Source organism: Pseudobutyrivibrio sp. (assembly GCF_015057185.1).
GTDB lineage: Bacteria > Bacillota > Clostridia > Lachnospirales > Lachnospiraceae > Pseudobutyrivibrio.
This window is the reverse complement of the sequence record NZ_SVEV01000007.1, coordinates 26456-39202: the sequence shown is the minus strand read 5'-3', so window position 1 is coordinate 39202 and position 12747 is coordinate 26456. Positions and strand designations below refer to the sequence as shown.

Genomic DNA, 12747 nt, shown 5'->3' with positions numbered 1-12747 from the left:
TTTGAAAAAAGTAAATAAAAAGTGTCATATCACTGGAAAAATTGTTGGCTTAATATATCTTGGAATTGCACTATTTTTGGTGGCTATGGTGGTTAGCTATATTCGTGTAGATGTTATCCAGAAAGGAATGTTTTTCGATATTGGATACGTGAAATTCCTATCCGTAGTAATCCTGCTTATGCTTCTGCAGTTTGCAAGATGGTTCTTTTACAGCTTGGATACTGATGACAAGATAATAACTATCAAAAAGCTTGGCAGATGTACTGAATTTGAAAAATCCGCTGTGACAAGCATTTATAGTGTGGATTTTGTAGGGACGATAATTGAGCATGATGATAAAAAGGCTATCATTCCCACAGGTAAGAGAGCATTTGTTGAAAAATTGAGTGAAAACAGCATTCATTTTTCGGATGATGTTATTTTCGCAAGAATGAGAAATAAAGGGCATATTACGGTTAGACCAAAATGGTATGCGCTGCTATTTCGATTTATCTGTTTTGCTCTAGCTATTATCATTTTAGTTGGCGTGATATTTGGCGCTAGAGATCATGTGGCAAGGGCGGAATATGAGCTTTCAGAAATAATTATGTACTGTATATTTAGTATTCTCGCCATAGCAATTATTTGGTGGTTCAACAGAAGCTTTGTTTACATAAATGAAGAATACATTTGGCAGGGACTATTATTCCCTAGGGAAAAATATAGCTGGCATGAATTTGATAAAGCGATTTTAAGAGAATTCCATGGTCGAGGTGTGAGAATAGACATTCTGAGTCTATGTTTTAAAGATTCGAAAAAGAAAATAAGAATATCTGTTGATGACAATATACTTAATAAAGAAGACTTGTATTATTTGTTGGAGCTTAATGGAATACCAGTAATGGGGTGGTACGCTTGGAAGAAAAAACATGATGCAACATAATCCCTAATAGACTACAATAAACGTAATAGATGTTTTTATACACAAGGGAGGACATTTTATGGAATTTATAATTGCCTTATTAGCGATTCTTTTAGTTGTAATTGGATTTGGTATCCGCATTGTACCTCAGGGATACGTATTCGTAATTGAGAGACTTGGAAAGTATCACAACACTTTAGTGCCAGGTTTCCACGTAATCATCCCATTTATTGATCGCGTTGCAAAGCGTGTTTCATTGAAGGAGCAGGTTGCAGATTTTCCACCACAGGATGTTATCACTAAGGATAACGTTATCATGAAAATCGATACAGTAGTTTACTTCAAGGTTCAGGATCCAAAGCTTTACGCTTATGGTGCTGAGCGCCCAATCCTTGCACTTGAGAATCTTACAGCAACTACACTTCGTAACTTGGTTGGTGAGTTGGAGCTTGATCAGACACTTACATCTCGCGACAACATCAATTCAAAGATGCGCGTTATCCTTGACGAGGCTACTGACCCATGGGGTATCAAGGTAGGCCGTGTGGAGCTTAAAAATATTATTCCACCTGAAGAGATTCAGCGTTCAATGGAGAAACAGATGAAGGCTGAGCGTGATCGTCGAGAGACTCTTCTCGAGGCGGAAGGTCACAAGCAGGCTTCTATCACTAGAGCAGAGGGTGACAAGCAGGCTCTCGTTTTAAAGGCTGAGGCTGAGAGAGATGCTGCTATCGCACGTGCAACAGGTCAGGCTGAGTCTATCCGACTTGTATATGAGGCAGAGGCAAAGGGTATCGAAATGCTCAAGGCTGCAAATATGGACGAGCGAGTTCTCCTCATTAAAAAGCTTGAAGCACTTGAGAAGCTTGGGGATGGTCGTGCTACAAAAATTGTTGTTCCTACAGAGCTTGCCGGTGCTGCATCAGACCTTACATTCAAAACAGAGATGCTTGGATTTGGCAACAACACACCTGTAGATACCACAGCTCCAAAGCAGTCTGCACCAAAGAAGGATGACCCTTGCTGCAGTGACTCTGACAAAGGCGCTACAACAAAGCACTTTGCACAGTCTCATGTAGATTTCGAACCAACTAAATAATAAATGAATAGCTAAAAGTGCCGCGGATTCCCGTGGTACTTTTTCGTTACCAGCTTTCAAACAAAATTCTTTAATTGATTTTTACATAAAAAAGATAATACAATGTACCTATAGCAAAGGAGGGGATTTATGGCTTCTAAAGTTTGCTTTATCAAAGATGTTACAGCTGAAGCAGTTGTAAAAATGTACGATAAACTTGGCATTTCTCTACCAGGCAAGGTGGCTGTCAAGGTTCACTCTGGCGAGGAGGGCAATCAGAATTACCTCAAGCCAGCCTTTTGGAAACCAATGGTAGAACATGTAAATGGCACTATTGTTGAGTGCAACACAGCCTACGAGGGCGAGAGAAATTACACAGATAAACATATTAAATTATTGAAAAGACATGGCTGGAATGAATATTTCGACGTGGATCTGATGGATGCAGAGGGACCTGATATTGAGATTCCAGTAAAAAATGGCACCCATTTAAAAACAGATATCATGGGCAAGAATTTCCTTAACTATGATTCCATGCTTGTACTTTCTCATTTCAAGGGACACCCAATGGGCGGCTACGGTGGAGCATTAAAGCAGCTTTCAATCGGCTGTGCTTCCTGTGCCGGCAAGGTAAAAATCCATTCAGCAGGAAAATATGATCAGGCTAGCCAGCAGGATGTTGTATGGACGGATTTGCCTGAGCAGGACGCTTTCCTTGAAAGTATGGCTGAGGCCGCATCTGCAGTTGTGGACCATTTTGGAAAAAATATTGCCTTTATAAATGTAATGGCAAATATGTCAGTTGACTGCGATTGTTGTGCGGTGGCAGAGGACCCATGCCTCAAGGATATTGGTATTCTTGCCAGCCTCGACCCAGTAGCTATTGACAGAGCTTGCCTCGATTTGGTTTACGCATCAAAGGATGTGGGCCGCGACCATTTCCTAGAGCGCGTTACCACAAGAAACGGTGAGCACACACCAGAAACTGCAGCAAAGCTGGGAGTTGGTAGTCTTGAGTACGAATTAATTGAACTGTAAGCCTGAATTTGACCTCAAGAAGTTCTAAGGTAATGAATCTTGAATTATTAAAAGAAAAGTTGTAAAGTTTAACAAAGACGAAGGCGTCTGCTAATTATTAGCAGGCGCCTTTTTTGTTTGAAAGAAGTCACGAAATAGGAAGTAAAAAATGAAGGATGGATTTATAAAAATTGCATGTGCAACACCTGATTTGAAGGTGGCAGATGTGGATTTTAACGCAAAAAAAATTATTGAACAAATTAAACAAGCCAACAACTTTGGTGTAAAGATAATTTGTTTCCCTGAATTATCCATAACTGGGTATACATGCGGAGACTTATTTTTACAGGATATTCTGTTAAACGGTGCAATAGAGGCAGTAGAAAAAATAGCAGAAGATACAGCACTTTTAGATATTGTTTCCATTGTTGGGCTGCCCTACCAAGTAAAAAATAAACTGTACAATATAGCAGCTGTAATTAAGGACGGAAAGGTTATTGGAGCCACAGCAAAAAAATATATTCCTAATTATAGTGAATTCTATGAACTGAGACATTTCACTCCGGCGGATAAGGAGCTGGATGAAGAAATCAGCTTTGGAAGAGCTGGAAGTACAAAACTATTACTAAATCACTTATTTGCTTGTGAAGAATTACAGAATTTAAAATTTGGAATAGAAATATGTGAGGACTTGTGGGTGCCAGATACACCTTCCGTTGGGCTGGCAAAAAGAGGGGCCACTATTATATTTAACCTGTCAGCAAGTGACGAAGTGATAGGCAAAGCCAGCTATAGAAGAAATCTCATCAGAGTAAAATCCGGTAGCTTGCTTTGCGCATATGCATATGCAGATGCAGGTGTTGGGGAATCAACACAGGACATGGTGTTTGCGGGACATAATATTATTGCAGAAAATGGTGCAATAATAAACGAATCAAAGGCCTTTAAAAATGATTTGATAATTGCGGACGTCGATGTAGATAAACTTGCCCATGAGCGAAGAAGAATGAATACATTTACCGTAAATACGGATTGCAAAACCACTGAGTCTTGTTTTTCTCTAAAGATAGAAAATACATGTCTGGATTACATTCCATCCAAAACGCCCTTTGTTCCATTGGAAAAAAGCGATTTAAATGAGCGCTGCGAGGAAATACTTACAATGCAGGCTATAGGTCTTGTTACAAGATTAAAGCACATTGGCTGCAAAAATGTGGTTATTGGATTGTCTGGCGGTTTGGACTCCACCCTGGCACTTATAGTTACGGTGCATGCCTTTGAGCATTTGGAACTTGATAAAAGTGGAATTCATTGCATCACTATGCCTTGCTTTGGAACTACTGACAGGACATATACAAATGCCTGCAGGTTGGCTGAGGCTTACGGAGCAACACTAGAAGAAATAAATATTAAAGCTAGTGTAAGTCAGCATTTTGAAGATATTGGACAAGACATCAGCAATCATGATGTAACATATGAAAATGGTCAAGCCAGGGAACGTACTCAGATTCTCATGGACAAGGCAAATATGCTTGGCGGAATAGTCATTGGAACTGGTGACTTATCAGAATTGGCTCTTGGTTGGGCCACATATAATGGGGACCATATGTCAATGTATGCAGTGAATGCATCAATTCCAAAGACTTTGGTTAGATGGCTTGTAAATTATGAAGCAAACAAAACCAAAGGAATTCTCAGCGATACGCTGAAAGATATACTTGATACACCAGTGAGCCCAGAGCTATTGCCGCCTGAAGAAGATGGTAGTATCTCACAAAAAACAGAAGCTTTGGTAGGACCATATGAGCTTCATGATTATTTCTTGTATTACATGCTAAGATTTGGATTTTCGCCGAGAAAGATATATCGTTTGGCTGAAAACAGCTTTAAAGAAGACTATAGTTCAGAGACAATACTAAAATGGCTCAAGAAATTTTATTGGAGATTCTTTACGCAACAATTTAAACGTAGTTGCATGCCGGATGGGCCAAAAGTAGGTACAGTTACACTGTCGCCAAGGGGAGATTTTAGAATGCCAAGTGATGCAGCAGTATCCCTATGGATTAAAGAGTTGGACGAGATATAAGGACACATAATTTGGGAGGTAGGTGACCATATGAAAAAACTAGAGACTAACGATTGGATTATTTTAAACAACATTATTTACAAGATATATACCACGGTTAATTTCAATGAAATGCGTGAAAGCCTACTGGAAGAACTGAAAATGATAATCGATTTTGACAGCGCAGATTTTTATATGGCCGCCCAGGAAGAAGGCAAGCTATTGTGTAATCCTGTAACCTATAATTGTGATGTGGATTTATCTGCTGAATACGAGGACATAGATTACAGTCGAGGAATTGTTGCAAGTGGAAAGACACTTATTTATCGTGAAACCGACATCATTTCTGACGAGGCTCGAATCGAAACCGATTATTATAAAAAAGTGTATAAACCTAATAATTGGCATTATGCCCTGCAGATGGTAATTGCAAGACATAAGAAATTCCTTGGGGCTATTACCTTTTATAGGACCATCGGCAAAGAAAACTTTCACTATGACGACATTTTTGTGCTGGACATGCTAAAGGAGCATATGGCATACCGACTAGAACAATATACGAAAAATAATGATACAGGCCTGAGAAAACACACTGTCTCAGAGGCGGTAAATGAATATGAATTAACAAAGCGTGAGGGAGAAATTCTAAAGCTTCTGATGGAAGGTAAGGACAATTCGGTTATATGCGATGAAAAAATGATTACCGCAAATACGTTAAAAAAACATATATTAAATATTTACAGAAAGCTTGGTATCAATAGCAGAGTACAATTATTTAAGCTTGTGAAAGAATACGAATAGAACTCCAGAATGATAAATACTACTTTTGGGTAATATTTATGGTAAAAAATGTTAATTGAAGTAGAGTTACTTTTGGAGTATATTCTAACAAACAAATAAATGACGAAACCAAGCAAAGGGGCTTATCCATTCGGATAGGCCCCTTTGTGATTTATTAAGGAGGGCGAATACATGAAAGAATTAGAGATAGTAATTAGACCAGAAAAGCTTGAAGAAATTAAGCAGATTTTGGATGAAGTAAATTGCGGCGGTATGACCCTTTCAACTGTTATGGGCTGTGGTACACAAAAGGGAATCACAACGGTAGAGGGGGCAGTTAATGAGTTTAAGGGTTTTAAAACAACAATCAATCTATTGCCAAAAGTGAAAGTAGAGGTTGTGGTTGAAGACACTGAGATGGAAACCATTATTGAAAAGGTCAGAGAAACCTGCGCGACAGATCATGTGGGAGATGGAAAGATCTTTATTAAAGACGTAGTAGACGTTGTAAGAATTCGTACTGGAGAACGTGGATTGAAAGCATTATAACGACCGAGGTAGCTTTATGGGAAAAATTGTTGAGATAGAGGGAGTTAATAAAATATATGGTTCCAATAAGGTAGTAAGAGATTTGAACCTGACAGTTGATGAAGGAGAATTCTTAACACTGCTTGGCTCATCTGGATGCGGAAAAACCACCACCCTTAGGATGATTGCCGGATTTGAGGAACCAACTACAGGAACTATAACTGTAGAAGGAGAAAAGGTAGAGGATAAAGAGCCATATGAAAGGAACGTAAATACGGTATTTCAATCATATGCATTGTTTCCACATATGACCATTTTCGACAATATTGCCTATGGACTAAAAATGAAAAAAGTACCTAAGGCAGAAATCAAAGAAAGAGTCCTTAAAATGATGGAGCTGGTGCAGCTTAATGGTTTTGAAAAGAGATATCCTTCTCAATTATCAGGTGGACAAAAACAAAGGGTTGCAATAGCAAGAGCCTTGATTAATAGACCAAAGGTGCTTCTTTTAGACGAACCACTGGGAGCCTTGGATTTAAAGCTTAGGAAACAAATGCAGTTGGAGCTAAAGCGCTTGCAGAAAAAGCTTAACATTACGTTCATTTACGTAACCCATGACCAGGAAGAAGCATTGACTATGAGTGACAGAATTGCAGTAATGCATGATGGTGTAATTGATCAATTGGCTACTCCAACAGAAATATATGAGCATCCAACAACCAAGTTCGTTGCCACATTTATTGGTGAGACAAATATATATGATGGATGCATCACAAGCATAAATGATGGTGTAGCAACTATAACATTGGAAAATGGAGCAGTATCTGTTAGCTGTCCTTCAGATTTTAAATTATTAGAATACGCAACAATTTCAGTAAGACCTGAGAAAATGAAGTTTTCAAAGGAAAAGGTTGAAGGCTTTGAGTTGGTAGCTCAGGTAAAGGATTACGTATATGTAGGCTCGGTGTTGAAATGCATCGTGGTTTTACCTAATGGTAATGAACTAAAAATAGAGCGATTGGCAGGACAGGATTTGCCAGAAATTGGTAGCAAATGCTACCCATATTGGAACGTAGAGGACGCAGTGCTTATTCATAACGAAAGCTATTACATATTCGAAGCGTTAAATAATATTCAGTTGGCTTAAAAAGGGGGATGATTATGGCAGGAAAGATAAATCATAAATTTAGAGCAAATGCACTACCGGCCATGATTATGGTTGGTCCTGTGGCAGTAATAATGCTGCTGCTTGTGGCTGTTCCCCTGATTTATGTAGCAGTTATGAGTTTTTGCTCTATTGATGAATATTATAATCTCACTTCAGATTTCACTCTTTCTAATTATGGTAGGTTAGCGAATTCTGATTACATTAAAATCTATGGTCAATCTTTATTGATTGCATTCTTAACAACTGTAATGTGTATTTTGATTGGCTATCCATTTTCATATTTCATAGCAAGAACAAAAAGTAAGAGGAAAAAGATTCTGTACATGCTAGTCATTATTCCCTTTTGGACCAACTCACTTATTAGAATTTATGGCTGGAGAACCTTTCTTGGAACAAGTGGATGGCTCAACTCGGCTCTTATGGCTTTAAATATCATTTCTGAGCCATTGGATCTTTTATATAAAAACGGAACCACTGTACTGGGTATGGTCTACTGCCTGATTCCATTTATGATTTTGCCATTGTACACAGCAATAGAAAAATTAGATGGAACATTATTAGAGGCTTCTGCAGATTTGGGGGCGCGACCTGTATCTACATTTTTTAAAGTAATATTGCCTCTCACATCAAGCGGAATTTTTTCAGGAAGTCTGATGGTGTTTATACCATGCCTTGGATATTTCTTCGTTGCAGATATTCTCGGCGGTGGAAACTCAGACGTAATTGGAAATCTGATTGAGAGACAGTTCCAAAGTGGCAACAACTGGCCACTGGGGGCAGCCCTATCAATTATCCTGATTATTGTCACCCTGGTGCTTGTAAAAATATATCAAAAACTTGGTGGAGACATGGATGCGCTTGGAGTATAAAGGGAGTTTTGTATGGAGAGAAAAAAGAAGAGATTAAAGAACTTTAGAATTGGGTTTTGTACATTAGTATATCTGTTTTTGTTCCTGCCTATATCAGTTATTGTTGTGAATTCCTTTAACGCAACAACATCAAAGCCCTATATGAGCTGGAAAGGTTTTACCTTTGACTGGTATGTAAAGCTCTGGGATAACAGTTCACTTTTAGAAGCTATTTCCAACACCATGGTAATTGCCATAACTAGCACAATCCTGGCAACAATCATTGGCACATTGGGAGCTATCGGAATGTATAGATACAAATTCAAGGGAAAAGGTTTGATTGATGGTCTTTTATATATTCCAGTCGTGATTCCGGAAATAGTACTTGGTATTTCCTTACTTACTATTTTTTCCAATGTAAATATTCCAAGGGGAATGCTTACGCTTATTCTCGCTCATGTAACCTTTTGCATTCCCTTTGTAATATTTAATGTAAGAGCAAGACTTGCTGGATATGACAATTCCATCGAGGAGGCATCATTAGATCTTGGGGCAAATCGATTCAAAACATTTTTTGAAATTACTTTGCCAATTCTCGCGCCAGGAATCCTAGGAGGTGCCCTTCTTGCTTTTACATTATCAATAGATGATGTAATCATAAGCTATTTTGTTTATGGACAAACCAAGACATATCCCCTCAAGGTTATGGAAAGTGTAAAAAGTGGAGTTTCTCCAGATGTTAATGCACTATCAACATTAATCTTACTTGCGACCATAGCATTTGTTGTGTTAACTCAGGGGAACATTTTCAAAAGAAGAAAAGGAGGATACGGCGTATGAAAAGAAAGCTTGCATTATTATTAACAGCGACATTGTGTATTACTTCGTTTGTAGGCTGCGGAGGGAAGGAAACAGCAGAAAATGGAGAGTTAAATATTTTTATCTGGACTGAATATGTTTCCGAATCAGCTATTGAAAGCTTCGAGGAAGAATATGGTATCAAGGTAAACGTTTCAACATATTCTTCAAATGAAGACATGCTTGCGAAGCTTAAATCAGAATCTGAAGGAACCTACGACATAGTCCTTCCTAGTGATTATGCTGTGGAATACTTGATTGCGCAGGATAAATTAGAGGCACTTGATAAAGACGCGCTGTCAAATCTATCAAATATAGATGAGGCGTATCTGGATGAATCCTTTGATCCAGGAAATGTATATTCAGTTCCATACGAAGGCGGTGTAGCCTGCATAGCAGTAAACACCTCAAAAGTTGATAAAGAAATAACTTCATATGCGGATTTGTTTGATGAGAGTCTAAAGGACCAGATTGTGGTTTTGGATGATTACCGTGCAGTAATCGGTATGACAGAAAGAGCCATGGGACTTTCCATGAATGAGACTGATCCAGAAACCCTTGCGCAGGTTGAGGAAAAGCTGCTGTCCCTAAAAGATAACATTAAACTATATGATTCGGATTCACCAAAGTCAGCATTAATTTCAGGTGATTGCACAGTAGGTATGATTTGGTCAGCAGAGGTAGCACTTTCAATGGATGAAAATCCTGATATCGAACTTGTTTATCCTTCCGAAGGCGCCTATGTTTTCTTGGATAACTGGTGCGTTCCAAAGGGAGCAAAGAACTACGATAATGCAATGAAATTTATTAATTACATGCTGTCTACCGATGCAGCAATGCTGAATATTCAGGATTTTCCTTATCTATGTCCAAATACATCAGCAGTTGAGTTGATGGGGGACGATTATATTGCAAATGAAGCAAAAAATGTTCCTGCTGAAGTCATTTCCAGTGGAGAATTTCTATCCTATTTAGATACAGATACTCTGGCTATCTATGATGATATGTGGACAAAACTGAAGGAATAGGGAGGCAGACTATGAGTTACCCTAATATAGATTTTTTATATTTGAATGAAGAAGATATGATCGCGTCAGGTGTGTTAGACGCTTCTAGATGTATCGAAACAATGCGGGATACTATGTATCTATTTGGAATTCACGATTATTTGTTGGGTGGACCTAAAGCAAATGAGCATGGTCTTCAAATGAATTTTCCTCAGAAATCTGACATAGAAGGCTTTCCGCTAGATGATGGTCCTGATAGACGATTTATGGCAATGCCAGCATACTTAGGGGGAAGGTTCCACATTGCAGGGCAGAAATACTATGGCTCCAATAGTCACAATTCATCTCTTGGATTGCCTAGATCCATTTTGACAGTTACTTTATCTGATGTAGATACAGGAGCACCAAAGGCTATTATGTCGGCCAATTTGCTTTCCGCCATGAGAACAGGAGCAATGCCAGCAATGGCAGCTACATATTTAGCCAATAAGGATTCAGAAGTGTTATCGCTTATTGGTCCAGGTGTAATTAATAAATGCGCATTGATGTGTTACATGGAGGTGCTGCCAAAGATAAAAAAGATAAAGCTTAGAGGAAGCTCTGTTCATTCTAAAACAGCCTTGGCAATGAAAGAATTTATAGAAGAAACATATCCACAAATAGAGGAAGTGGAAATCTGTAGTAGCTTAGAAGAGGCATGTCGAGATGCAGATGTGGTTTCAGAGGCCATGTCCGTTACAAAAGAAAATATGGAGGAGTTCAAGCTAGAATGGTTCAAAAAGGGGACCACAGTTTTCAGCATGGGCTCATTCCTATATCGCAAATACGAAGATTTTCTAAATACAACCATGGTGGTGGACAACTATGGAATGTACGAAAAATACTTAAGCAATTTTAAGGCTAGAGGACCTGTTGATGAGTTTGGAAAAAAACGAGAATGGGTGATAATGGGAATTCACTTCGTACATCTTGTGGAAACAGGGGTAATCCCAAGAGAGCAGGTGGTAAATCTCAGTGACATTGTCATGGGGAAGGCACCAGGACGTAAGGACAAAGACGAGATAGTAATGTGTTCAATCGGTGGCATGGCATTAGAGGACTTATCATGGGGCTATGATTGTTACCAAAAGGCATTATCCAAGGGGGTAGGGCAGAGTTTAAATCTATGGCACCAGCCGTATATGAAATAACCCAAAAGTAGTATATGTAATTAAATATAAGTAAAAAGAAGGTAAAAAGGAGTAATTGTAGAAGTAGTACTATGGAGTTATAGTAAGTACAACAAAGCAATGGAGCTGCGAAACAGTTCCGTTGCTTTTTTTTATTTTATATAGCTGGAGGTGATGACATGGATTATCCAAGAATAGATTTTTTGTATTTATCTGAGGAGGACATGATTAAAGCAGGGGTGAAGGACATGCCAAACTGCATTGATACCATGGAGGAAGTAGTGAAGTGCTTATCCGTTGGGGATTACGTGATGGGCGGAGAGAATCACAATTCCCATGGCAGTCAGGTTTCATTTCCAAAGGAGTCACCTTTTCCTAATATGCCCCTTGATGAGGGCGATGACAGAAGATTCATGGCTATGCCTGCCTACATCGGTGGCTCCATAGATTTAATGGGAATGAAGTGGTACGGCAGCAATACAGCAAATAGACAAAAAGGACTTCCTAGATCAATTCTTACTTTAATGTTAAATGACAAAGATACCGGAGCTCCACTTGCTCTCATGTCAGCAAACCTACTTAGTGCATATAGAACTGGTGCAATACCTGGTGTAGGAGCTAAATACTTAGCTAGAAAGGATGCAAAGGTTTGTGGTATCTGCGGGCCTGGAGTAATGGGAAAGACTTCCTTAGCAGCTATCATGGCAGTTTGCAAGGATATTGGAGAAATTAAGGTTAAAGGAAGAGGAAGAGCTTCGTTAGATAAATTTGTCGAATACGTAAAGGCGGAGTATCCAGATGTGAAAAAGGTTGAGGCTGTTGATACTGTTGAAGAATTAGTAAGAGATACAGATGTTATCTCATTTGCAAATTCAGGTAACACAGATCCATCCACATATCCATTTGTAAAGAAAGAATGGGTAAAGCCCGGTGCTTTAATTATTGGACTTAGCTGCTTCGATATGGATTCAGATGAAATGAAGGATTGCAAGCTGGTAGTTGATAACACAATGCTTTATGAGGCCTGGGCTGAGGAGTTTCCCTATCCATCATTTGGAGCAAACAATATCATTGGTTCCAAGTTCACAGATATGATTCACGATGGAATTATTGATAAAGATGAGATGATTGACTTGGGAGATATTATTTACGGTAAGAGAAAAGGCCGAGAAAGTGATGAGGATATTATCGTATTTTCGGTAGGTGGAATGCCAGTTGAAGATGTGGCATGGGGAAAGAAATGTTATGAGAAGGCAATCAAGCTAGGAATTGGAACAACCCTTAATCTTTGGGAAAAACCTAATTTAGCATAGTTAATGGAGGCGTAA

The 12747-nt window shown here is 38.8% G+C and carries 12 protein-coding genes; all 12 read left to right on the top strand.

Going from position 1 to position 12747, the window contains the following annotated elements; all coding sequences use genetic code 11:
• The first annotated feature begins 1 nt into the window (after nt 1).
• The 12 genes from E7276_RS04265 (at nt 2) to E7276_RS04210 (ending at nt 12732) form a co-directional block, all read left to right on the top strand.
• Nucleotides 2–922 carry a hypothetical protein gene (locus E7276_RS04265; RefSeq protein WP_294214140.1) on the top strand — a complete coding sequence of 307 codons (921 nt, stop codon included), beginning with the start codon at nt 2–4 and terminating at the stop codon, nt 920–922.
• Between the two features lie 58 nt (nt 923–980).
• On the top strand, nt 981–2000 hold the full coding sequence (locus E7276_RS04260) for an SPFH domain-containing protein (RefSeq protein ID WP_294214139.1): 1020 nt from the start codon (nt 981–983) through the stop codon (nt 1998–2000).
• A 129-nt stretch (nt 2001–2129) separates the two neighbouring features.
• Nucleotides 2130–3017, top strand: a complete 888-nt coding sequence (locus tag E7276_RS04255; protein WP_294214137.1) for a DUF362 domain-containing protein — start codon at nt 2130–2132, stop codon at nt 3015–3017.
• A gap of 148 nt (nt 3018–3165) precedes the next feature.
• Nucleotides 3166–5082: an NAD(+) synthase gene (locus E7276_RS04250; RefSeq protein ID WP_294214136.1), complete on the top strand. Its 1917-nt coding sequence runs from the start codon at nt 3166–3168 to the stop codon at nt 5080–5082.
• 30 nt (nt 5083–5112) lie between these two features.
• On the top strand, nt 5113–5862 hold the full coding sequence (locus tag E7276_RS04245) for a LuxR C-terminal-related transcriptional regulator (protein ID WP_294214134.1): 750 nt from the start codon (nt 5113–5115) through the stop codon (nt 5860–5862).
• Nucleotides 5863–6033: 171 nt separating this feature from the next.
• Nucleotides 6034–6390: a P-II family nitrogen regulator gene (locus E7276_RS04240; RefSeq protein ID WP_294214132.1), complete on the top strand. Its 357-nt coding sequence runs from the start codon at nt 6034–6036 to the stop codon at nt 6388–6390.
• 16 nt (nt 6391–6406) lie between these two features.
• The gene (locus E7276_RS04235) at nt 6407–7516 is read left to right on the top strand and encodes an ABC transporter ATP-binding protein (protein WP_294214129.1); all 1110 of its coding nucleotides are present in this window, start codon (nt 6407–6409) and stop codon (nt 7514–7516) included.
• Nucleotides 7517–7530: 14 nt separating this feature from the next.
• Nucleotides 7531–8406, top strand: a complete 876-nt coding sequence (locus tag E7276_RS04230; protein ID WP_294214126.1) for an ABC transporter permease — start codon at nt 7531–7533, stop codon at nt 8404–8406.
• Nucleotides 8407–8418: 12 nt separating this feature from the next.
• A complete protein-coding gene (locus E7276_RS04225; protein ID WP_294214124.1) occupies nt 8419–9225 on the top strand; it encodes an ABC transporter permease in 807 nt (268 codons plus the stop codon).
• Nucleotides 9222–10271, top strand: a complete 1050-nt coding sequence (locus E7276_RS04220; protein WP_294214121.1) for an ABC transporter substrate-binding protein — start codon at nt 9222–9224, stop codon at nt 10269–10271. The genes E7276_RS04225 and E7276_RS04220 overlap by 4 nt, the downstream gene beginning before the upstream one ends.
• Before the next feature lie 11 nt (nt 10272–10282).
• Nucleotides 10283–11440, top strand: coding sequence for a tyramine oxidase subunit B (locus tag E7276_RS04215; RefSeq protein WP_294214119.1), 1158 nt, complete (start codon nt 10283–10285; stop codon nt 11438–11440).
• Nucleotides 11441–11598: 158 nt separating this feature from the next.
• Nucleotides 11599–12732 (top strand): tyramine oxidase subunit B, encoded by a 1134-nt coding sequence (locus E7276_RS04210; protein ID WP_294214117.1) that lies wholly within the window; start codon nt 11599–11601, stop codon nt 12730–12732.
• The last annotated feature ends 15 nt before the right edge of the window (nt 12733–12747 follow it).